Raw genomic sequence first — 22,981 nt, forward strand, 5'->3', positions numbered from 1 at the left:
GCAGTCCTTATTTGGCAGCTATTACAGTGGCATGCCAGCGCGGTTGCTTCGGAGCGGGGAGGCCGGTTTCGGCGAGGCAGTTGGCGCGCAACGTCTCGATATCGGGGCCATAGTCGAACGTCGGCAGTTCCGCCGGGCGGCCTGCACGCATCGTCGCGCGCAAGGCCTCGGTCGCCGCCGCATCGACCGCGCCGTCGACCAGCACCACGCCGTACCGCCGCGCGCCCTCCGCCGTGACGAGACCCTGCCGCAGTTCCTTCGCCAGCAACGCCGGATCGCGCTCGAGCGGATCACCCCAGCCGCCGCCACCCCAGGTGACGAACTTCAACTGCTCGCCAGCCTCGACCGGATAGTCCTCCAGCTTGTTGCCGAGCACGATCTCGGTCCCGTCGTTCTTCACCAGCACTTTCCGCGCCCGCGTCCCCGGCTCGCCGCCGTTGACGCCCCAGGGCGGCACGAACCAGCGATCGTCGTGGATCGCGATCACGCCCGGCTGAAGGAAGCGGTACACCATGTTGATGCCGTTGCCGCCGCGGTGGAGCCCTGCCCCGCCGCTGTCCGCGACCGTCTCGTACGTCTCGATCCGCAGCGGGAAATAGCGCTCGAGGAACTCGTTCGGCACATTGGTGAAACCCGGCCAGAGCGAATGGCCATCGGGTCCGTCGCCCATCGGCCGAGCGGGGATCCCGCCGAAACCGATCTGGAACAGCTGGAACCATTTTCCGCTCGCATCCAGCCCCGAATAGAACAGATGCGGCGACGACGAGAAGCCGGCGGCGTTGAGGAACTCGGGCGTCTTCTGGCCGAGCAGCCCGCCGAGGATATCGAACAACCGACCGAGTGCATGCGTGCGGCCCGACAGCGCGGCGGGGAAGCGCGGCTTCAGCAACGAGCCCTCCGGGATGCGGACGTCGATCAGGTCGTAATAGCCGTCGTTGAACAGGATCTGCGGATCGAAGACCATGATCATGTAGATGCCGAAGAACATCTTCATCATGTTTTCGTTGAGCAGGAAGTTGATCGACGCCTGGCTCTGCGGATCGGTACCGTCGAAATCGAGAATGACGCGGCCGTCCTCGCGCCACATGGTGCACTTGATCTTGTACGGGCCGTAGCCGAGCCCGTCGTCGCAGATATAATCCTCGAAGCTGACCTTTTCCTCGCCGATCGCGGTCTCGACGAGCTGCTTCATCGCGCGGTAGTTGCGCTCCAGCAGCAGGTCGGTGGCGGACGCGTAGACGTCGTCGCCGAACCGTTCGCACATCTCGATGATCCGGCGCGAGGCAACCCGGCACGAGGCGATCAGCGCGTTCAGATCGGCACGGCACCAGTCGGGCGTACGCGTCTGGTGCATCACCAGGTTGAGCAGGTCCTCGTTGTAGACACCCTGCTTCCACAGCTTCACCGGCGGGATGCGAACCCCCTCCTGGAAGATGCTGGTCGCGTCGATCGGCATCGATCCGGGCACCTTGCCGCCGATGTCGCTCATATGCCCGAACATCGAGGTGTAGGCGACGACGCGGCCGTCCTTGAACACCGGCATCAGCACGAGCCAGTCGTTGAGGTGGCTGATCGCGCCCTGCACCGAATAGGGATCGTTGAGGAAGATCAGATCGCCGTCCTCGACGGTGCCGTCATAGCTTTCGAGGAACGGGCCGATATACGAGCCGAACTGGCCGACGATCATGCGGCCCTTGCTGTCGGCGATCAGCGGGAAGGCGTCGCCCTGTTCGCGGATACCTGGCGACATCGCGGTGCGGACGAGCGTGGCGTCCATCTCGATGCGGGCGTTGCGGAGCGCGTTCTCGATGACTTCCAGCGTTACCGGGTCGATCGGGACCGTGGCGAACGGCGTGTCGTTGGCCTGGATGATGCGTGCGGGCATGATGGTCCTCTCAGGCCAGATTGATCAGGATGTTGCCGACCGAGTCGACGATGCCGGTGCAGCCGCCCTCGATCAGCGTCGTGGAGTCCATCTCGACGATGATCGCCGGGCCGGGGATGACGTCGCCCGCGCGCAGTTTCGACCGGTCGTAGATGACCGCAGGCCGCATCGCGCCATCGGTCCAGAGTTCGTGATCGCGCAGTTTCGCGGCGATCGGATCGCCGTTGCCCTCCTCCAGCACCGGCGCCTTGAGATCGAGCAACGGTCCGAGTGCGACCGCGCGGAGGTTCACGAGTTCGTGCGCGGTTTCCATGTTGAAGGTGAACAGGCGGTGATGCTCTTCGTCGAAACGTCCGGTGACGCCCGCGAGCCCGTCGCGCGCGAGTGTCTCGGCATCGATCGATAGCGGCACCTCGAACGCCTGGCCTTCGTAGCGCACGTCGATCTCGAACAGCGAGGTAATGTCACTGTCGGCGATCCCCTCGGCGGCGAGCTCGGCGCGGGTCTGTGCCGCCATCTCGTTGAGGATCGTCTGGACTTCGGTTTCGTCGGTCTCGCTGAACCGGCGCGAGAAGCTGCGCGCGGTCTCGGTCCGCATCTGCGTCGTTGCGTCGCCGAGCGCGCACAGCACACCGGGGCTGACCGGCGACACCGCAGGCCAGCTCCCCATCAGCCGCGCGACCGCATTGACGTGGAGCGGCCCCGCCCCGCCAAAGCCCATCAGCGCGAAGTGGCGCGGATCGTAACCCTGCTGGACCGAGATCATGCGGAGCGCGCCGAACATGTTCTCGTTGACGATATCGATGATCCCCCGCGCCGCCTGCATCAGGCCGATGCCGAGCTTGTCGGCGATCCCCTGAACGGCAATCTTCGCCCCCTCACGGTCGAGCTTGAACGCACCGCCGAGCAGCGATTCAGGCAGATAGCCGAGCACCACGTTGGCGTCGGTCACGGTCGGTTCTACCCCGCCCTTGCCGTAAGCGACCGGCCCCGGCACCGCGCCCGCCGACCGCGGCCCGACCCGCAGCGCGTTGGTCAGCTCAGGAACGTAGGCGATCGAACCGCCACCCGCGCCGACCGTCTTCACATCGAGGGCCGAGGCCCGCACCGCGAGATGCCCGACCTCGGTAGTGCGCACCCGGCGCGCCTCGAGGTTCTCGATCAGCGCGACGTCGGTCGAGGTGCCACCAACGTCGAGCGTCAGGATGTTGCGGATGCCCGCGTTCTTGCCGACCCACAATGCACCCGTCACGCCGCCCGCTGGCCCCGACATCAGCAGCGACACCGGATGCTCCTCGGCCTTCTCCGACGACATCAGCCCGCCATCGGAACGCAGCAGCGACAGGCTCCCCGCCATGCCGCTGTCGCGCAGCTTGGTTCGCAGGTTGCGGACGTAGTTGCGCATGATCGGACGGACCGCGGCGTTGGCGACAGTCGTCAGCGTGCGTTCGTATTCCTGCATCTCGGGCAGCACGACATGGCTGAGCGACAACGGCACGTCGGGCAGGATCTCGGCGGCCAGTTTGGCCACCCGCAACTCATGCGCGCCGTTCAGATACGCGTTGATCAGCGACACCGTCAGCGCCTCGATCCCTTGAGCCTTCAACGCCTCCAGCGCCGCGCGGATATCGGCATCGTCGATCGGCCGGACTTCGTTGCCCTGCGCATCCATACGCCCGGCGATCTCGACGGTATCCTCCAGCGCAGCGAGCGGCTCGGGCTTCGGCCAGACGATCCAGCCGGCGAGGCCACCGGGCACGAAGCTGCGCGCGATCTGCATGATCTGGCGATACCCCTCGCTGGTGACGAGACCCACGCGTGCGCCCTTGCCCTCCAGCACCGCGTTGGTCGCGACGGTCGTACCATGCAGGAAGAACTCGACCTCGGCAGGCGTGATCCCCGCCTCCGCGCAGATCGCGTCGACCCCGGTGAGGATACCGACCGAACTGTCATGCGGCGTCGACGGCGTCTTGTGCCGCCAGAACCCACCGCTCTTCTGATTCAGCAGCAGCAGGTCGGTGAAGGTCCCACCGACATCGACGCCCAAACGATAAGCCATGATGTCCCCGCGATAATGATGGCGCGGCCTCCGCTCCGGACGCCGCATTTTGCTGGGGCCTTCCTAGAACCGCCCGATGATGCGATTGGCCCGCGTCACCGCGACTATCCGCTGTGCGACTTTTCGGGCGTGGCGATTGGTCACGCGCGGCCACGTTCGCCACGGTGCCAGCCTTGCAGGAGAAGCCGTCATGATCGTCCGCCCCGAACTTCGCGCCGACACGCGCGCCTTCCTCGATCGCCGTGCGACGGGGTCCGGATTGCTGATCGGCGGCGCGTGGCAGTCGGCTGAGGGCGGCCGTACGATCGCGACGCTAGATCCGGCGACCGGCGACGAGATCGGTCGCATCGCCTCCGCCTCTGCCGCCGACGTCGACCAGGCGGTCACCGCTGCGCGCGTGGCCTTCGACGGCTGGCGCACCACCACCCCGGTCAACCGCGCGCGCGTGCTGTGGGCGATCGCGGACCTGATCGAGGCGCATGTCGACGAACTCGCTGAACTGGAGACGCTCGATCAGGGCAAGCCGCTGTTCGTCGCGCGCTGGGCCGAGATCCCCGGTGCGATCAACCAGTTCCGCTTCTTCGCCGGCCAGGCGATGGCGATCGAGGGCAACACGATCGAAAGCTCGATCGACTATCAGCCGGCGGGCAAGCAGGTCTCGACCTGGACTCTCCGCGAACCGGTCGGCGTGGTCGCGGCGATCGTGCCGTGGAACTCGCCTCTGGTCCTCACTGCGATGAAGCTCGCCCCCGCGCTGGCGGCAGGCTGCACGATCGTTCTGAAACCGGCGGAGGATACCTCGCTCAGCGCGCTCCGGCTCGGCGAACTGATGACGCAGGCGGGGCTCCCGGCGGGTGTGCTCAACATTGTCACCGGGCTAGGCAGCGAGACCGGCGCCGCGCTTGCCGCGCATCCCGGCGTAGACAAGATCGCGTTCACCGGTTCGACGCAGACCGGCCGCGCGATCCTCGACGCGGCCAAGACCAACTTCAAGCGCGTCACGCTCGAACTTGGCGGCAAGTCGCCCGCGATCGTGCTGCCCGACGCCGATCTCGACCTAGCCATCCCCGGTGTCGCCAACGCGATCTTCTTCAATGCAGGCCAGGTCTGCATCGCTGGCTCGCGGCTGTACGTCCACCGCTCGATCCACGACCAGGTGATCGAGGGCGTCGTCGCCTATGCCAAGGGGCTCGCAATGGGCCACGGCCTCGACCCCGCGACGCAGATGGGCCCACTAGTCTCCGCGCGTCAGGCCGAGCGCGTCGCGAGCTTCGTCACGGGCGCACGGGATGAAGGCGCGACCGTGCTGACCGGCGGCGACCGCTCGGGCGAGGCCGGCACGTTCGTCGCGCCGACCGTCGTCGTTGACGTCCGCCCTGACATGACGATCGTCCGCGAGGAGGTGTTCGGGCCGGTACTGGTCGCGCAACCCTATGACGATCTCGACGAAGTGGTCGCGGCGGCGAACGACAGCCAGTACGGTCTCGCGTCGAGCATCTGGACGCAATCGCTCTCCAGCGCACACCGCCTGACTGGGCAGCTGCGCGCGGGCTCGGTGTGGATCAACTGCCACGCGATGTACGACGCCTCGCTGCCGATCGGCGGGATGAAGGCGTCCGGCTGGGGTCGCGATAGCGGGAAGCAGGCGATGGATAGCTATCTCGAGTGGAAGACGGTGTGTGCGGTGATTTGAGGAGGCGCTGGGGGTTACAGCTCGGTTGACGTTGTTTTAATTCGCCCACCAAACTCCACCCCGGGGGAGGCCGGGGCCCAGTTGGAGAGGTCGCAGTAACGAGGCGCTGACCTCCGTCATTACCGTCCCCCAACTGGGCCCCGGCCTCCGCCGGGGTGATGCAAATTTGTGGGTAGGTGCGATCCCCGCCCCCTTGTTCTCCCGCGAAGGCGGGAGCCCAGTCTGGGTCCCCGCCTTCGCGGGGATACATACTCATGGCCGCCTGATGCCGCAGCGATAAACTTACATAGATCAACTCTATACTATGCTACATCGCTGTCCGGCAGACGGACACCCGTCCGGTAGGCGCTCCCATTCGGACGCGCCGTCGGCACTGTCCCATCAGCGAAACGCGGCGGATGCATCGGCCATCCCAACGCGGCGCCAGACCCCGGGAGGGGGCTCATCATCGGGACGAGATAGCCGGACCATGCCGAAGACGCAGGCCGCGCGACCTGGTCCCAAAAGGGACATCCTATGCGCAGCTTCACGCTTTCGACCGCCTCCGCCCTAGCCCTCCTGACGGCCACCGCCGCGCACGCGCAGGACGCGCCGCAGGACAGCGGCGCACTCGAAGAGATCACCGTCACCGCGCAGCGCACCGACCAGCGGCTCCAGGACGTCCCCGTCAGCGTCACCGCGATCTCCGCCAAAACGATCGACCGGATGCAGATCCAGTCGCCCTCCGACCTCAACCGCATAGCTCCCAATGTAAAGTTCGACTCCGTCACCGGCGGCACCACCGGCCTGAAGCCGTTCATCCGCGGCGGCGGCGTTACCGACGGCGCGCTGGTCACGTCGGAGTCCGAAGTCGCGATCTATGTCGACGACGTCTACCGCGCGCGGCTGTCCGGCTCGATGCTCGAATTCGTCGAACTCGACCGGATCGAAGTTCTCCGCGGACCGCAAGGCGTGCTCTATGGCCGCAACTCCTCGGCCGGCGCGGTCAACATCATCACCAAGGCACCGAGCGACGTCTTCGGCGGCACCGTCCAGGCCGGCTACGGCACCTGGAACGAGCGCCTCCTCAAGGGCTACCTGACCGGGCCGCTGTCCGCAGACGGCAAGTGGCGCGCGTCGCTCAACGGCCTGGTCCGGGCACGCGACGGCGGGCGGCAATACAACGTTACGCAGGACAAGAAGGTCGGAAGCGAGAATTTCGAGGGCGTCCAGGGCGACCTCGCCTATGTCGGCGACGCGGTCGATGCGCGGCTGACCGGCTATTACATGCACGGCACGTCGGATGGCCAATATGCCGTCGCGACCACGCTCGATGCGAACGGCGGCATCGTCCCCGTCACCGGCTCATATCGCCGCGTCCAGTCGGCCGCGCCATCGTTCACCCGGCTCGAACAATATGGCGGCACGCTGAAACTCGGTGCGGACATGGCGGGCGGGCGGCTCACCTCGATCACCGCCTATTCCGAGATGACCGACGCATGGCGCCAGGATTTTTCGGGCGGCGTGCTGCCCGCCGCGGTGGGGCTGCCCGGCATGACGCCCTTGTCGCTGTTCGATCGCACCACCAGCAGCGCGCAGCACCAGTTCAGCCAGGAAATCCAGGTCACCAACACGGCCGCGGACGGCGTGCTCGAATACATCGCCGGCCTGTATTATTTCAACGAAAAGGCGAGCCAGGCGATCGACACGACGCTGTTCTTCACACCCGCCCGCACCGATTATGCGGTCGAGACCAACAGCTTCGCCGGCTACGGTCAGCTGACGTTGAACCTCAGCAACAAACTCTCGCTCGTCGGCGCGGGGCGCTACACGATCGACGACAAGCGGCTCGACGCGACGATCGGCGGCATTCCGGTCCAGCTCGCCAACAGCTATGCCAAGTTCACCCCCAAGGTCGGGCTCAACTACAAGCTTACCACCGACACACTGGCCTATGCGTCGTACGGCGAAGGCTTCAAGTCGGGCGGGTACAACGGCCTGGCATCGACCGCGGCCGAACTGTCGCAGCCGTTCAAGCCGCAGGTCACCAAGGCGTATGAAGTCGGGATTAAGGGGGAGTTTTTTGGGGGGAGCGTGCGGTTCAACGTCGCTGGGTTCTATAATACGATCGGGGATCGGCAGCAGGCTATTACTACTGCGGCGGGTGCTTTCCTGATTGAGAATTACGATGCGACGTTGAAGGGGCTGGAGCTTGAATTTTCTTGGCGCGCACTCCGGGGGCTGACGTTTTGGGGCAATGGTTCGCTCAATGACGGCGAATATGCTAAGAGCGCAGCTGGTGGCTCGCTCGATGGTAACGAGCTGCCGGTGTTCCCGAAATACCAGTTCTCCGCAGGCTTCGACGGCGACGTCGCGGCCGGGCCGGGCAAGGTCGTGCTCGGCGCAGACTATACCAGCCGCGACCGGTATTTCTCGACTGCGGACAACCTGGCGATCGGCGCGGTCGGCAAGCAGGATTTCCTCAACGGCTATGTCGGCTATGAACGCGCGCGGTGGAAATTCCAGGTCAACGGCAAGAATTTGCTGAACCAGGCGGGATCGCAGACCGGATTCGGCTTTTCGGTGATCCAGCCGCGTTTCGCGATCGACCCGCGTACGGTGTTGGGCACGGTCCGCTACAGCTTCTGAGCAGCGCGCCGATCGGGGCTGGGCGAGGACGCAAACCAAATACTCGACCAGCCCGCGAACCGCGCTAGGATGCGCGCATGACTCCGCGCAAAGCCTTTCTCGGTGAGCTGATCTCCGAGGCCATCGCAATCTTCATCGTCATGACCTTCGGCCTGTCGGTCGCGGCGATGTACACGCTGTACGATCCGAGCCCGTACAAGACGGCCTATTGGGGGGTCTGCATCACCTGGGGCATGGCGGTGTCGATTTCGATCTACGTCACCGGCGCAGTCTCCGGCACGCATGCCAATCCGGGCGTCACGCTGGCGCTCGCATTGTACCGCGGCTTCCCGTGGAAGAAGGTGATCCCCTATTGGTGCGCGCAGCTCGTCGGCGCGTTCCTTGGCGCCGCGATCGTCTATGCGCTGTATTACAACGTGATCGATCACTTCAACGCGACGCAGAATCTGACGCGTGCGGGCGGCGGCGCGGCGGGCGTGTTCTTCACCGCGCCCGGCCTGGCGGTGACGACGATGAAGGGGTTCGTCGACGAGATAATCCTGACCGCGATCCTGATCTTCGGGATCTTCGCGATCACCGACGAGTTCAACACCATGGCTCCGCAGGCGAACTTCGGGGCGATCGTGATCGGCCTGCTGGTCGCGGTGATCGGCGCGTCGATGGGGTATCTCGAAGGTTGGGCGATCAATCCCGCACGCGATCTCGGCCCCCGCACCTTCGCCTGGCTGATGGGCTGGGACAGATCGGCGTTCCCCGGCGTTGGCGGCTATTGGTGGGCCCCGATCGCGGGTCCCTTGATCGGGGCGGTGATCGGCGGCGGCGCGCAGCATCTGCTGGTCCGGCCGTTCCTGCCGCGCGACAAGGCCGTGGCGGGCCCGCAATAATTCTAGGAGAGTAAGGCGTGACCGACACCATCATCCTGGCGATCGACCAGGGGACGACCTCGACGCGGAGCATGACGTTCGGCACCGACGGCGTCCCCCGCCAGACCGTCCGCCGCGAGTTCGCCCAGCATTATCCGCAATCGGGCTGGGTCGAGCATGACGCCGAGGATATCTGGCGCGACACCGTCGAGACGTTGAAAGAGGCCGCCGAGGCAGACGGCGGCAAGGTGGCCGCGATCGGCATCACCAACCAGCGCGAGACGGTGGTGGTTTGGGACCGTAAGACCGGCAAGCCCGTCCACAACGCGATCGTCTGGCAGGACCGCCGCACCGCCAAGCTCTGCGCCGAGCTCAAGGCGGACGGCAACGAGCCGCTGGTGCGCGAGCGGACCGGGCTGATCCTCGACCCGTATTTCTCGGGCACCAAGCTGAAATGGATCCTCGACAATGTCGACGGCGTCCGCGCCCGCGCTGACAAGGGCGAGCTCGCGTTCGGGACGATCGACAGCTTCCTGCTGTGGCGGCTGACCGGCGGCAAGGTCCACGCGACTGACGCGTCGAACGCCTCGCGCACGCTGCTGTTCGACATCCACAAGGGCGCCTGGGACCCGGACATGCTGCGCATGCTCGACATTCCCGAGAGCCTGCTGCCCGACGTCAAGAACAACAGCACGATCTTCGGCGAGACCACGCCCGACCTGCTCGGCAAGGCGGTGCCGATCGGCGGGATGGCGGGCGACCAGCAGGCCGCGGTCGTCGGCCAGGCGTGCTTCCAGCGCGGCGATGCCAAGTCGACCTACGGCACCGGCTGTTTCGTGCTGCTCAACACCGGCAAGGAAGCGGTGACGAGCAAGAACGGCATGCTCACGACGATCGCCTATCAGCTCGACGGCGAGATCACCTATGCGCTGGAGGGCTCGATCTTCGTCGCGGGCGCGGCGGTGAAGTGGCTGCGCGACGGGCTCGGCCTGATCAACCGCGCCGCCGATACCGACGACATGGCGACCAAGCTCGACGGCAATGGCGGCGTCTACATGGTGCCGGCGTTCGTCGGCCTCGGCGCACCGCACTGGGACCCTGACGCGCGCGCGAGCATCACCGGGCTTACCTTCGCCGCGACCGGATCGCACATCGCCCGCGCGGCGCTGGAGTCGGTAGCCTACCAGACTGCCGACCTGATGAACGCAATGGTCGCCGATGGCGCACGTGACGCACGCCAGATCCGCGTGGATGGCGGCATGGCGGCGAACGACTGGTTCTGCCAGTTCCTAGCGGACATGCTCGACACCGACGTCGTCCGGCCCGCTAACATCGAGACGACCGCGGCCGGCGCGGCGTTCCTAGCGGGCATGGCGGTCGGCATCTGGAACGGACCCGACGACATCGCGGCTGCGTGGAAGGAAGACCGGACGTTCGCGCCAAAGATGAAGAGCGACGAGCGGACGACGCTGATGGCCGGCTGGCAGGAAGCCGTCGACCGAACCAGCTCGAGGAAGACAGCATGAGCAACGGTACGACCCAGCCCGATGTAGACCTGCTGGTCATCGGCGGCGGCGTGAACGGCACCGGGATCGCGCGCGACGCCGCCGGCCGCGGGCTGAGCGTGATGCTGGTCGAGCGCGACGACCTCGCCTCGCACACCTCGTCGTCGAGCACCAAGCTGATCCATGGCGGCCTTCGCTATCTCGAATATTACGAGTTCCGGCTGGTTCGCGAGGCGCTGGCCGAACGCGAGAAGCTGATCGACGTCGCGCCGCACCTGATCAGCCCGATGCGGTTCGTCATGCCACTAGCCAAGGGCATGCGTCCGGCCTGGCTTATCCGCCTCGGGCTGTTCCTCTACGATCATATCGGCGGTCGCACTCGCCTGCCGAAGTCGAAAGGCGTGCGGCTCGACAAGACCAAATGGGGCGCTGGTCTGAAGCCGATCCGCCACGGCTTCGTCTATTCGGACGGCTGGGTCGACGACGCGCGGCTGGTCGTGCTGAACGCGCTCGACGCCGCCGAACGCGGCGCGCAGATCCGCACGCACACCAGCTTCGAAGGCGCACGCCGGGAGAGCGATCACTGGGTCGCGACGCTCGGTGACGGCAGCACGGTACGCGCGCGCGCGATCGCCAACACCTCGGGCCCGTGGGTGAGCAAGGTGCTCGCGGAAATGCCGCAGGCGCATGCCGAACGCCCGCCGCGCCTCGTCAAGGGCAGCCACATCATCTTGAAGAAGCTGTTCGAGGGAGAGCACGCCTATATCCTCCAGAACCCCGACAAGCGGATCATCTTCGCGATCCCCTACGAGGACGACTTCACGCTGATCGGCACCACCGACAAGCCGTATGAGGGCGACCCGTCGCACCCGACGATCGACCCCGACGAAACCGAGTATCTCTGCGCCAGCGTCAACCGCTACTTCACGCGGCAGATCGGCCCGGACGACGTCGTCGGCAGCTATTCCGGCGTCCGCCCGCTGTTCGACGACGGCAGCGAGAACGCCTCCGAAGTCACGCGCGATTACGTGCTGCGGCTCGGCGCGCGCGAAGCACCGCAGATCCTGTCGGCGTTCGGCGGCAAAATCACGACCTATCGCAAGCTCTCCGAACACGCGCTTGAAGACCTCACGCCGTTCCTGCCCGCGATGGCAAAACCCTGGACGGCGGGCGTACCGCTGCCCGGTGGCGACCTGCCGAACGGCGATTTCGCGGCGTTCCTGAAGACTGTCCGTGCGCGCTGGCCGTTCCTCGACACGGTCAACGCGACGCGGATGGCGCACGCTTATGGCACGCGTATCGACCGCGTGCTCGGCGAAGCCACCAGCCTCGACGACATCGGCCACGGCCTGTCGACGCGCGAGATCGACTATCTGATCGACGAGGAATGGGCACGGACCGCCGAGGACATCCTGTGGCGCCGGACCAAGCTTGGACTGCATGGCGGCGAACCACTCAAGGCCGCGGTCGAGGCGTATCTGGCGAGGCGGTAACGCGCGCCGTCGGTCGCGGTGGCCTACCGCGACCTACGTTTCGTGAGACGCGTTGCGTTGGCGTGTTCCTCTGCCGCCAGTTTGCGCCAGCGATCGAACCGCTCCGAGGTCAGCACGCCGGCGGCGATTGCCGCGCGGATGGCGCAGCCCGGTTCCACGCCGTGCGAGCAATCCGAGAAACGACACTCCTGCGCGGTCAGGGCGAAATCGTCGAAGACCTCGGCGATGCCCGATGCTGCTTCCGACAGCTGCAATTCGCGCATGCCGGGCAGGTCGAGCAGCCACCCTCCGTGTTCGAGCCGGTGCATCTCGCGCACGGTGGTCGTGTGGCGGCCAGTCCCGTCGTTCGCGCGGATCGCCTGCGTGGCGATGCTGTCAGAGCCGCGCAACGTGTTGACGAGCGTGGACTTGCCGACGCCCGACGAGCCCAGGAACGCGACCGTCTTGCCGGGACCGCACCACGCCGCCAGTCGTGCGACATCGGCCGGATCGAGTCCGTTGACGGTTTCGACCAGCAATCCCGGCTCGATCGCGCGGGCCGAGGCCGCGAACGCGTCGGGCGCATCGGCGAGATCGGACTTGGTGAGGACGATCACCGGCTGCACGCCGACCTCGCGCGCCAGCACGAGATAGCGTTCGATCCGGGCGACGCTGAAATCCTGGTTGCACGAGGCGACGATGAAGACCGTGTCGACGTTCGCCGCGATCATCTGCTCCTTGCGCGGATCGGCGGGCGAGCGCCGCTTGAACAGGTTCATCCGCGGCAGGACACGCAAAGGGAGCGACGTTTCGTCGTCGATCAGCAGCCAGTCGCCTACCGTCGGATGAGCGTCCTCAGGCTGGGCACCGGGAATATGCGGATCGACCAGCCACTGCGCCCCCGCACCCGAGACGGCGATCTTGCCGCGGTGGACGGCCATCACCCGGACGGGGTGGACGTGGCCGGCTTCCTCGCCTGAAATCTGCTCGCTGAAATAGGCATTCCAGCCAAGCTCTTCCAAAGTCTCGTCGGTCGCTATCATAAGGGTGCAGTAGCGTCTTTCTGTGCGGCCACGAGACGATCGTTGCGGGTCGGCGCGGGTCGGCACGGTGGCGTGGCCGGTCATTATGGCCTGCATCGCGCGTGAAAGCACGAACTCCCTCTGTTTTCGGCGCGCGGGCGGCGTACGGCGACGGGCGGTGTACGGCGGCGGGCTGGGCGTCAGATGCCGGTTGCGTACAGCGCGTGATGCGTGAGGATGAACAGCGTGCGCCGGTCCGCCCCGCCGATCACGAGCTGCAGCGGACGCTCCGCCACGTCGATACGGCGCAGCAGCGTGCCGTCGGGCCGATAGACGAACACCTGTCCGTTCGCGACGTAGAGGTTGCCGGCGGCGTCCTGCGCCACGCTTTCGCCGCCACGATCCGCGACGACCTTCAGGTCGGTCACGCGGCCGCGCTCGCCGACCAGCCCGCTATAGGTTCGGTTTTCGGATGCGTTCGTCAGGACGACGCGTTCGCCGGGAACCGCGGTCACGAAGCCGTGCGCATCGAGCGTGTCGGACCAGCGCCAGCCCTGGTGATCGTCGGGCCCCTGGTTCCAGACGCGGAACGCGGGCAGCACCAGCGAACCATCGGGCGAGACATAGTCCTGCGGCTTGGCCTCGGCCATCTTGGCGGCGAACAGGTCCGCCATCGTCGGATATCGATAGGTGGCGGGATCGATCCGGTCGGCGAACTCGCCGTTCGCCCAGACGTTTACCGGCAGCACGGTCGCCGCACCATGGCGGGTTCTGGTAGGTGTCGGTGCAATCACGGTAACGTCGGCGGGCCTGGCCGGATCGATGCTGTAGACCGTGGCATCGCGGCCCGCGGACGACAGGACCAGCAGGTTGCCCGACCGATCGACCGCGAGGTTCACCGCATCGAGCGGCGCATCCGCGATGATCGACAGCCCCTCGCCCTTCGACCAGCCATGGATCCGCTGGAACTGCCGGTCGATGAAGTACAGCTTGCCCTTAGCATCGACCGCGCCGCCGGCGATCGAATAGAAGCCATCGGCCAGTTTCTCGACGCCGGGCGATACCGGCACGGCTGCGGCCACCGCCGGCGAGGCAGGCACGTCGAGCTTTGCGAACTCGCGCTCGCGGACCTCCTGCCCGCCGGTCATGTCCTTGATCGCGTTCTCGAACGGATATTTGCTCGCGCGCAGATAGGTGCCGCAGCCCTTCGCGTCGCAACTCGCGAACCCGCTCTCGGCGTTCACATGGAGGTTGCGAAAGCGGATATCGCTTGAGTTGTAGAGCTTCACCGCGGCGTCCATCGGCTTGATCGAGCGCGTCACGCGGTAGCCGTGGTAATTGGCGAACAGGATGTTGCGCGAATTGCGGATTTCGGTCGAGATCGCGTCGACGCCGTCGCGCACCTCCTGCTCGGTCTGCGGCGCGAGAAATTCCCAGTTCTCGACATGATCTAGCACGATTTCGGCGCGGTAATGATGCTCGGCCGACAGCTCGTACACATGCCCCGGCGTCGTGGTGTTCGAGACGTAGAACCCGGCAGAGGCGAGCGTGTTCGGCGACCACAATGCCGCGAACGTCCCGCCGCCGCCATCGGTCACCCAGATGCTCGGATGCTGGCCGTCGAACCGCGCGCGCGGATCGCCGAAACCGATCGGGCTGCCCTTGGTCAGCACGGTGCCGCCGCCGCCCTGGATCTTGACGTCGTTGACCATCGACGCTTCGCCCGCTTTCCACAGCAAGGCGGTCGCCCGCGGATTGACGCCGCCGGTCCACAGGCCGAGCCCGGAGACGATCGCGTTGCCGCCCTTCGCGCTCTCGATCAGCGCCTTGGCCGGGCCGACGCCCATATAGGCGGGCGTCGCATCGGGCAGATACAGATGCGTGAGGCTGGGATGCAGCGCGATCAGCACGCTGTCGGGGCGCAGCTTCAGCGTGTCGCTCACCCGGTAGCGACCGGTCGGGAAATACAGCACGCGGTGCGTGTCGACCGCGCGCTGGAGTGCCGCGGTATCGTCGGTGCTGTCGTCGCCCTTCACGCCGAGATCGCGGACGTTCGCCCAGTCCCGCACCGGCGGCATCGCACGGATCGCGGGCGTACGCCGCGCTGGCACGCGACCGAGCGGCGCGATGCTGACGTCGGTCGCATATTCCCCGATCGCACCGAGGCCGGGCAGTTTCAGGCCGTAGGAGAAATCGGCCACCCGGTAGCGCGCACCGGGCGCGGCGACGGTCTTCCCGCTCTCCCGGAAACGCGCGAAAGTGGGCGTATTGACGGCCACCGCATTGTCGAAGCCGATCTGCGTGAAGACGCTGTTCTCCGCGGAGATGACGATCCCGGCGTTGCTGACATTCTCGAACCGGACGTCCTTGCCGTAGAACGAGTCCGAATTGCCGCGATCGATCTCGATCCCGACCGGGGTATCGCGGATCGCCACGTTGACCAGCGTCAGGTCGACTTCATGCTCGCGGATCGCCGCATCGCGCTGCCCCTCGAAATCGGAATCGATCAGCGTGAACTGCCATGCGGGCGAGGTCTTCTCGGACATGATGCCATAGCGCCCGCCGTAGAAGCGCAGATCCTCGAACTCGTTGCCCGCCTGGTAGACGCCCGCGAGCCCCGATCCGATATGGAAGTCGATATGGCGGAGATAGCCGTGCTGCGCGACGCGGAAGCGGACCGCGACCGCGCCGGCATTGCCCGTGCCGATCCGGAAATCGACGTTAGACAGCGCGGAATAGAAGGTGCTGGAGGTCGCGTCGAAGATGCTCGGATCGAACGGCACGCTGGTCGGCGGCGGTACGGGCGCCTTGCCGACGCGGTACTGGTCCTCGCCGGTAAAGCTGACCATCGCCGCGACGCCCGACCCGAAGCCCGCGCTGTCGTCGCCGAGCACGATCTCCGGCCGGGTCGCGCCTATCCCGAAGATGCGGACGGCGGAGCGGACGAAGATCGTCCGGCTGATGCGGTAGCGGCCCGATGGCAGGAACACGACGCCGCCCTTGCCGCCGACCGCCGCCGCATCGATCGCCTGCTGGATCGCGACGCTGTCGTCGGCGCGGCCATCGCCCACGCCGCGGACGGTGATCGCGCGCGGATCGTTTGGCGCGCTGAGATAGACGGACGTGGACTTCGCAGACACAGACGCAGGGATCAGCAGCGCCGCAGCGCCAAGCAGCCATCTTGCATGCATACCGTCTCTCCAATTGGGTCGACTGACTTCAATCCTCCCCCTGGCGGGGGAGGATTGAAATGGGCCTCTATGATCCTAGCGCGGGTCCTAGGTCGCTTCAGGCGCGACCAAGGTCGTATCTCGGGCCGATCAGCCTCCGCGCATGCCAAAGGTCTGCGCGACGATCGCGACCTGCGTTCGATTTCGGACGTTCAACTTGCGCATCAGCGCGGTCATGTGCGCCTTCACGGTCGCCTCGGCGATCCCGAGGTCGAACGCGATCTGCTTGTTGAGCAGCCCCGAATGGACGCCGTGCAGCACTTTGGTCTGGGTCGGGGTGAGTCGGGGCAGTGCCGCGCCGGCAGCATCCTGAACAGTCGCGTCCATGGTCATCCTCCTCTGGTTCCGGTGTGTATTCCGCGGTCGTCCGCCGCGGTTACACGTCTCGCTCCACCGCCCGCCATTTACGGATTCGGTAGGACAGCTTTAGGGTATGGCGCGCTACATTCGCAGCGATCAAGCCTTTTCTGTTGTCACCGGCCGAAAACCTGTCCTACAGATCACGCACTGGATCGGCAGGCGAACACGCCACCGGGTGAACGGAGGATGTCGATGCCGCAACCCTTGGACCATCGCACCCGGCGCCTGAGGCCCCGGCCATGATCGGTGGCGACCTGCGGCTGGTGATCGCCGCGCTGACCGGGATACTGCTCGCCGTCCTGATGATCGTGCGGGGCCGGCTGCATCCGTTCATCGGCCTGTTGTGCGGCGCGTTCACCGTCGGGCTGCTCGCCGGCCTGCCGCTGCCCGAGGTCGCGAAGGCGGTGCAGAAGGGCGTCGGCGATATCGTCGGCGGGACCGGGCTGGTGGTCGCACTCGGCCTGTCGCTCGGCGCGATGCTGCACCTGTCGGGAGCCGCCGCGTCGCTTGCCAAGCGTGCGCTGCGGCTGACCGGCGAGCGTGCCGCGCCCTGGGCGACGCTGGGGATCGCGATCGTCATCGGCCTGCCGCTGTTCTTCGAGACCGGGCTGGTGCTGCTGCTGCCGATCGTGGTCGCCGCGGCGGAGGAAATGGCGGGCGGCAAGGACGAAGCGCACCGCGACGGCGCGAAGCTGCGGCTGATCATGCCCGCGCTCGCCGGGCTGGGCGTGGTTCACGCGCTCGTCCCCCCTCACCCGGGTCCGCTGCTCGCGGTCGAGGCGCTGGGTGCGAATCTCGGGCTGACGATGCTCTACGGCATCCTGATCGCGATCCCCACTGCGATCATCGCCGGGCCGGTATTGGCCAGGTTCACCACGCCGGGCGTGCGTCTCGCGTCGCCCGTGCTGACCGATTCCGACCTCAGGATCGCCCCGCCGCCACCAATGGCCTCGCTGCTGATCGTGCTGTTGCCCGTGCTGATGATCGCGACCGGCGAACTGGGCCAGATGATCCCGACGATGAAGGGCACCGCCTGGCTGGTCGCGGCGAGCAACCCGGTAGTCGCGCTGTTGCTGACCAACCTGCTCGCATTGCCGCTGCTGTTCGGACGACGGCTGGGCGAGTCCGCGATCCAGGACGCGGTGTGGCACGAGACGATGGGCGCGGCAGGCGCGATCCTGCTCGCGATCGGTGCGGGCGGCGCGTTGAAGCAGGTGCTGGTCACCGCCGGCCTGTCCGATCTGCTCGCCCGCACGGTGATGATGTACGCGATCTCGCCGCTGTTGCTCGGCTGGCTGGTCGCGGTCGGCATCCGGCTCGCGGCGGGCTCCGCCACGGTGGCGACGATCACCGCGGTCGGGATCATGCCCGGCGTGGTGGCGAGCTCGGGCGTGTCCCCCGAACTCGTCGTGCTGGCGATCGGCGCGGGCTCGGTGTTCTTCAGCCACGTCAACGATCCCGGCTTCTGGCTGGTCAAGAGCTATGTCGGGACGAGCACCGCCGACACCTTCCGGACCTGGTCGCTACTCGAAACGGCGATTTCCGTGGTCGGGCTCATCTTGGTGATGGGACTGAGCTATGTCGTCTGACTACAGGCCCATCGTGACCGAGGTCCGGCTGGCGGATCGTGCCTATACCGCGATCGTGCGGATCATCACCGACGATGCGCTGGCGGTCGGCGATCGCCTGCCGTCGGAGGCGCAACTGGCGGCGACCTTCGGCATGTCGCGCGCGATCGTCCGCGAGGCGCTGGCGCGGCTGGCGTCCGACGGCATCACCCAGGCGCGGCGCGGTGCGGGTTCGTACGTCAAGCGCCGCCCATCGGCCCGGCTCGGCTCGCACATGCCGATGGATGCGCTGGCGGCGACGCTCGGCACCTACGAGGTCCGCTTCGTGCTGGAGGCGGAGGCGGCGCGGCTCGCGGCACAGCGACGGTCGCCGCATCAGCTCGACACGATCGAGCGGGCGCTGGAGGCGTTGCGCGCCGCTTTGCTGTCGAACGCACCCGCGCATGACGAGGACTGGCATCTCCACCGGGCGATCGTCGAGGCGACCGCCAATGCCGCGTTCCTGCCGGTGTTCGATCATATGCACGACGCGGTGATGGGTATCCTGCGCGCCGGCGTCGACATCTCGCGATCGCGCGCGCCCGACGTGATCGGCGCGATGATGGACGAGCATGACGCGATCGTCGATGCGATCCGCGTGCAGGACGCCGACGGCGCGGCGCTGGCGATGCGCTGGCATCTGTCGCAGGGGCGCAAGCGGCTGATGCCGTGATCGCGCGGGTCGGGTCATCTCAGACGGAGCGCACCGCCCAGCCACACGAGCACATCCGCGGCCAGCATTTCGGGCGAGCGTCCTGCGTCGAGCGTCAGCGCGCACTCGTCCGCGCCCGGCCGCTCCAGCGTCGCCAACTGGCTGTCGAGCAGGCTGACCGACATGTAATGCCCGGTGCGCGTCGCCAGCCGCCGGGCGATCTCGCCGGGTTCGGTATCGAGCAGCACGAACGAGAGCGGCACGGCCGACGCGGTCCTCAACCGATCGCGATAGCCGCGCTTGAGCGCGGAACACGCGGCGACCGCACCTTTGCGCTGCGCCGCCACGCCGATCGCTGCGCCCAGCCGATCGAGCCACGGCCAGCGGTCCGCATCGTCGAGCGCGTGCCCGGCCTGCATCTTGGCGACGCTGACCGCGGCGTGGAAATCGTCGCCCTCGATCATCGCGCCACCAAGCCGCGATGCGAGCAACGCCGCCAATGTCGACTTGCCGCATCCGCTCACGCCCATGATGACCAGCGCGCCGCCCGTGTTTCGCTCTTCGTGCACCACGCGCCCTCTCCGATCGTCCAGTCCGCTATCGGACCAAGGCGCCGGCTTGAACATTACGACCTTTGTCGCAGTCGCCGGCTTGGGTGCGTCGGTCTATCCCGGACGGATCGATACTCGTTTTTACGATCCTCCCCCGCCAGGGGGAGGTGACTGGCGCTTGCCAGACGGAGGGGGAGGTGAGTGGTCACTTCGGTTGCGTGTCCTCCCCCTCCGTCGCCTTCGCGCCACCTCCCCCTGGCGGGGGAGGATCGTGAAGTCGCAGGTCGATCGAGGACAAGGGACGTAAATCCATGACAGCTACCCCCAAGGCGTTGATCGCAGCGCGCCACATCGCCCCAGCGGCGCTGGCCATGCTGCTGGCTAGCGTCTCCACCACCGCGCTCGCCTCCCCGTCCCGCTCGAGCTTCGCCACCGCCCCCGTCGATCCGCGCGCGATCACGGTCGTGGGCCGCGGCGACGGGGTGACCGACGACGGCCCGGCGATCCAGCGCGCGATCGATGCGGCGGCGGCGAAGGGCGGCGGCGGAATCGTGTTCCTGCCCGCCGGTCGCTACCGGATCACGCGCACGCTCTACATGCGCCCCGGCGTCCGGCTGTTCGGCGTGGGGCCTACCCGCCCGGTATTCCTGCTCGCCCGCGCGACCCCCGGGTTCCAGCACGGCGTCGGCAGCATGGTCTTCTTCACCGGCAACCGCCCCGCGACCGCCGGCGAGCCTGCACCGCCGCCGGTCCCGGTCCCCCCGCCGACCAGCGTGCCGTTCGATCCGACGATCGCCGATGCCAATTCCGGCACCTTCTATTCGGCGATGTCGAACGTCGATTTCGAGATCGGCGACGGCAATCCGGCGGCGACCGGTATCCGCTTCCATCTCGCCCAGCATGCCTATCTGAGCCATATCGATTTCCACCTGGGCTCCGCGCTCGCCGGCATCTACCAGGTCGGTAATCTCGGCCAGGACCTGCGCTTCTTCGGCGGCCGCTACGGCATCCTCGCCGAGAAGACCTCGCCCGCGTGGCAATACACGCTGCTCGATTCGACCTTCGAAGGACAACGCGACGCTGCCATCCGCGAGCATGAGGCCGGGCTCACTTTGGTCAACACCGTGTTCCGCAACGTGCCCGTCGGGATCGAGATCGACCGCGGCTATGGCGACTGGCTGTGGGGCAAGGACGTCCGGTTCGAGAACGTCGCAAAGGCCGGCATCGTCATCAGCAACGAAGGCAATGCCTATACCCAGATCGGCTTCGACGACGCCGTCGCGCAGGGCACGCCGACCTTCGCCCGCTTCCGCGACAGCGGCAGGACGGTCGCCGGCCCCGCCCCGCGCTACCGCGTGCGCGAGTTCACCTACGGCCTGACGCTGCCAGCGATGGGCACAACCGGCAGCTTCGCGACCCGCATGGACGCCGCACCGCTCGCCAAGCCCGCCCGCCCCCGCGACGCAGCGATCCGCGCATTCCCGCCCGTCTCGGAGTGGACCAGCGTCCGCGATCTCGGCGTGCGCGGCGACAACGCGACCGACGACACCGCGGCACTGCAGCGCGCGATCGATGGCCACCGCGTGCTGTATTTCCCCGCCGGCTTCTACCGCGTCACCGACACGCTGAAACTGCGCGCCGACAGTGTCCTGATCGGCCTCCACCCCAGCCTGACGCAGATCGTCCTCGCCGAGGACAGCCCGGCCTATCGCGGCATCGGCGGCCCGCACGCGCTGATCGAGAGCGCGAAGGGCGGCGCGGCGATCGTGTCGGGCCTTGGGCTGTCCACCGGCGGCAAGAACCCGCGCGCGACCGCGCTGCTGTGGCGCGCGGGCGAACGATCGCTGGTCGACGACGTCAAGTTCCAGGGCGGCCACGGCACGTTCCTCGCCGATGGCAGCCGCTTCGATCCTTACAACGCGACGCATACCGCCGACGTCGATCCGGCGAAGCGCTGGGACGGGCAATATGCCAGCCTGTGGGTCACGGACGGGGGCGGCGGCACGTTCAACGGGCTGTGGACGCCCAACACCTATGCGCAGTCGGGGCTCCACGTCTCGAACACCAGCACGCGGGGTTACGTCTACCAGATGTCCGCGGAGCATCATCGCCGCGCGGAGATCGTCCTCGACACCGTCCGGAACTGGCAGTTCCTCGCACCGCAGACCGAGGAGGAGGCCGGCGAAAGCCGCGCCGCCGTCGCGCTGGAGGTGCGCAACTCGCGCAACATCCTGTTCGCCAACCTCCACGCCTACCGCGTCACGCGCTCGCTCGAGCCCGCCCCCGCCGCGGTCACGCTGTACGGCTCGACCGATATCCGCTTCCGCAACGTCCATGTGAATGCCGAGAGCGGCTTTTCGACCTGCGACGCGAACGGTTGCGGCACGTATCTGCGCGCGAGCAAATACCCGTACGAGAACGCGATCCTCGACGTCACGCGCGGTACCGCGATGCGCGAGCGCGAATTCGCCGTCCTCGACGTGACCGATGCGCCAGGCCCAACCGCCGCAGCACCGCTGGCACCGGTGAAGGCGGTCGCCGATGGCTTCTACTCGCTCGGCGGCGGCGCGGTGGATTCGAAGGGGAAACTGTATTTCGTCGACCGCCAGTTCCACCGCATCCACGGCTGGTCGAAAAAGGACGGGCTGTCGATCGTCGCCGACGCGCCGCTGGATCCGGTCAATCTCGCGATCGACACGTCGGACAACCTGATCGTGCTGTCGTCAGCCGGGCCCGCTGCCAGCGTCTACATGCTCAGGCCCGACGCACCGCAGGCAGTCCGCGTCATCGCGCCAACGCCAACCGGCGATCGCTCCGCCACGCGCATCGCGCTCCCGGGCAGCGTCTGGAACAACGGCGAGTTCCGCGATCAATACGACGCCGCGACCGACCACTTCACGACGCTAAGCGAGATGTTCGCGCGCGACGTCGCGGTCGCCAAGCCGCTCGAATATCTCTCGCCCGATGGCAGCCTGGCGCTCCCCGCCTACCGCGTCTGGCAGCAGGGGCCGGCGGATCATCTCGGCTGGCGCTTCTCCGACACGCTCGACACCTATGGGCTGATCACCGGCAGGATCGGCGAGCGCATCCATCTGATCAACGGATCGGAGGACCGCACCTATAGCGGGCTGCTCGGTCGCGGCGGCGCGGTGACCGACCTCAAGCCCTTTGCAACGCGCGGCGGCGAGAGCGTCGCGACGGGCGCGGACGGCCGCGTCTATGTCGCGAACGGAGAGGTCTTCGTCTACGCCGCGGACGGTCGCGAACAAGGGCGGATCGACGTGCCGCAGCGCCCCCTGCAACTGCTGTTCGGCGGCGAGGACGGACGAACGCTGTTCATCCTCACGCACCACGCGCTCTACACCGCCCGCCCCTGAGGCACCTGTCCCCCGGCCATGCGACCATGCGACCATGGTCGTAGATGATCCGCGGCTCGGCCTGCGGTAAGCACCAT

At 67.0% G+C, this 22,981-nt stretch carries 14 protein-coding genes; 8 read left to right on the forward strand and 6 right to left on the reverse strand.

Annotated features, from left to right (window positions below; all coding sequences use genetic code 11):
- Positions 1–7 precede the first annotated feature (7 nt).
- Both VH567_RS00625 and VH567_RS00630 read right to left on the reverse strand, forming a co-directional pair.
- On the reverse strand, positions 8–1,885 hold the full coding sequence (locus tag VH567_RS00625; RefSeq protein ID WP_423322289.1) for a hydantoinase B/oxoprolinase family protein: 1,878 nt from the start codon (positions 1,883–1,885) through the stop codon (positions 8–10).
- A 10-nt stretch (positions 1,886–1,895) separates the two neighbouring features.
- Complete coding sequence (locus VH567_RS00630; RefSeq protein WP_423322290.1) at positions 1,896–3,944, reverse strand: hydantoinase/oxoprolinase family protein; 2,049 nt, start codon at positions 3,942–3,944, stop codon at positions 1,896–1,898.
- 190 nt (positions 3,945–4,134) lie between these two features.
- Between VH567_RS00630 and VH567_RS00635 the strand changes: the two genes are divergently transcribed.
- The 5 genes from VH567_RS00635 to glpD all read left to right on the forward strand — a co-directional run bounded on the left by VH567_RS00635 (position 4,135) and on the right by glpD (position 12,126).
- The gene (locus tag VH567_RS00635) at positions 4,135–5,637 is read left to right on the forward strand and encodes an aldehyde dehydrogenase family protein (protein ID WP_423322291.1); all 1,503 of its coding nucleotides are present in this window, start codon (positions 4,135–4,137) and stop codon (positions 5,635–5,637) included.
- Between the two features lie 516 nt (positions 5,638–6,153).
- Entirely contained in the window at positions 6,154–8,265 is a 2,112-nt protein-coding gene (locus VH567_RS00640; protein WP_423322292.1) for a TonB-dependent receptor, read from the forward strand.
- A 77-nt stretch (positions 8,266–8,342) separates the two neighbouring features.
- On the forward strand, positions 8,343–9,149 hold the full coding sequence (locus VH567_RS00645; RefSeq protein ID WP_423322293.1) for an MIP/aquaporin family protein: 807 nt from the start codon (positions 8,343–8,345) through the stop codon (positions 9,147–9,149).
- Positions 9,150–9,166: 17 nt separating this feature from the next.
- Positions 9,167–10,654: a glycerol kinase GlpK gene (gene glpK / locus VH567_RS00650; protein WP_423322294.1), complete on the forward strand. Its 1,488-nt coding sequence runs from the start codon at positions 9,167–9,169 to the stop codon at positions 10,652–10,654.
- Complete coding sequence (glpD, locus tag VH567_RS00655) at positions 10,651–12,126, forward strand: glycerol-3-phosphate dehydrogenase (RefSeq protein WP_423322295.1); 1,476 nt, start codon at positions 10,651–10,653, stop codon at positions 12,124–12,126. The genes glpK and glpD overlap by 4 nt, the downstream gene beginning before the upstream one ends.
- A 23-nt stretch (positions 12,127–12,149) precedes the next feature.
- On the opposite strand, the gene rsgA is transcribed toward glpD, so the two are convergent.
- The 3 genes from rsgA to VH567_RS00670 all read right to left on the reverse strand — a co-directional run bounded on the left by rsgA (position 12,150) and on the right by VH567_RS00670 (position 16,684).
- Complete coding sequence (rsgA, locus tag VH567_RS00660; RefSeq protein WP_423322296.1) at positions 12,150–13,148, reverse strand: ribosome small subunit-dependent GTPase A; 999 nt, start codon at positions 13,146–13,148, stop codon at positions 12,150–12,152.
- Positions 13,149–13,327: 179 nt separating this feature from the next.
- Positions 13,328–16,318, reverse strand: a complete 2,991-nt coding sequence (locus VH567_RS00665; protein WP_423322297.1) for a glycosyl hydrolase family 28-related protein — start codon at positions 16,316–16,318, stop codon at positions 13,328–13,330.
- 129 nt (positions 16,319–16,447) lie between these two features.
- On the reverse strand, positions 16,448–16,684 hold the full coding sequence (locus VH567_RS00670) for a helix-turn-helix domain-containing protein (RefSeq protein WP_423322298.1): 237 nt from the start codon (positions 16,682–16,684) through the stop codon (positions 16,448–16,450).
- Positions 16,685–16,956: 272 nt separating this feature from the next.
- On the opposite strand from VH567_RS00670, the gene VH567_RS00675 reads away from it, so the two are divergent.
- Both VH567_RS00675 and VH567_RS00680 read left to right on the forward strand, forming a co-directional pair.
- Positions 16,957–18,306, forward strand: a complete 1,350-nt coding sequence (locus VH567_RS00675) for a GntP family permease (RefSeq protein ID WP_423322299.1) — start codon at positions 16,957–16,959, stop codon at positions 18,304–18,306.
- A 13-nt stretch (positions 18,307–18,319) separates the two neighbouring features.
- The gene (locus VH567_RS00680; RefSeq protein ID WP_423322300.1) at positions 18,320–18,997 is read left to right on the forward strand and encodes a FadR/GntR family transcriptional regulator; all 678 of its coding nucleotides are present in this window, start codon (positions 18,320–18,322) and stop codon (positions 18,995–18,997) included.
- A gap of 14 nt (positions 18,998–19,011) precedes the next feature.
- Here the strand turns inward: VH567_RS00680 and VH567_RS00685 are convergent, their stop codons facing one another.
- On the reverse strand, positions 19,012–19,548 hold the full coding sequence (locus tag VH567_RS00685; protein WP_423322301.1) for a gluconokinase: 537 nt from the start codon (positions 19,546–19,548) through the stop codon (positions 19,012–19,014).
- Between the two features lie 290 nt (positions 19,549–19,838).
- Here VH567_RS00685 and VH567_RS00690 point away from each other — a divergent pair, with 290 nt between their 5' ends.
- A complete protein-coding gene (locus VH567_RS00690; RefSeq protein ID WP_423322302.1) occupies positions 19,839–22,904 on the forward strand; it encodes a glycosyl hydrolase family 28-related protein in 3,066 nt (1,021 codons plus the stop codon).
- Positions 22,905–22,981: the final 77 nt, after the last annotated feature.

This window comes from Sphingomonas sp. 4RDLI-65 (genome assembly GCF_049472435.1).
Classification (GTDB): Bacteria; Pseudomonadota; Alphaproteobacteria; order Sphingomonadales; family Sphingomonadaceae; genus Sphingomonas.

What these genes read in the sequence shown, in the direction of transcription:
- VH567_RS00625 (WP_423322289.1), bottom strand. Translation starts at nt 1,885, where the DNA reads ATGCCCGCACGCATCATCCAGGCCAACGACACGCCGTTCGCCACGGTC.
- VH567_RS00630 (WP_423322290.1), bottom strand. Translation starts at nt 3,944, where the DNA reads ATGGCTTATCGTTTGGGCGTCGATGTCGGTGGGACCTTCACCGACCTG.
- VH567_RS00635 (WP_423322291.1), top strand. Translation starts at nt 4,135, where the DNA reads ATGATCGTCCGCCCCGAACTTCGCGCCGACACGCGCGCCTTCCTCGAT.
- VH567_RS00640 (WP_423322292.1), top strand. Translation starts at nt 6,154, where the DNA reads ATGCGCAGCTTCACGCTTTCGACCGCCTCCGCCCTAGCCCTCCTGACG.
- VH567_RS00645 (WP_423322293.1), top strand. Translation starts at nt 8,343, where the DNA reads ATGACTCCGCGCAAAGCCTTTCTCGGTGAGCTGATCTCCGAGGCCATC.
- glpD (WP_423322295.1), top strand. Translation starts at nt 10,651, where the DNA reads ATGAGCAACGGTACGACCCAGCCCGATGTAGACCTGCTGGTCATCGGC.
- rsgA (WP_423322296.1), bottom strand. Translation starts at nt 13,148, where the DNA reads ATGATAGCGACCGACGAGACTTTGGAAGAGCTTGGCTGGAATGCCTAT.
- VH567_RS00665 (WP_423322297.1), bottom strand. Translation starts at nt 16,318, where the DNA reads ATGCATGCAAGATGGCTGCTTGGCGCTGCGGCGCTGCTGATCCCTGCG.
- VH567_RS00670 (WP_423322298.1), bottom strand. Translation starts at nt 16,684, where the DNA reads ATGGACGCGACTGTTCAGGATGCTGCCGGCGCGGCACTGCCCCGACTC.
- VH567_RS00675 (WP_423322299.1), top strand. Translation starts at nt 16,957, where the DNA reads ATGATCGGTGGCGACCTGCGGCTGGTGATCGCCGCGCTGACCGGGATA.
- VH567_RS00690 (WP_423322302.1), top strand. Translation starts at nt 19,839, where the DNA reads ATGACAGCTACCCCCAAGGCGTTGATCGCAGCGCGCCACATCGCCCCA.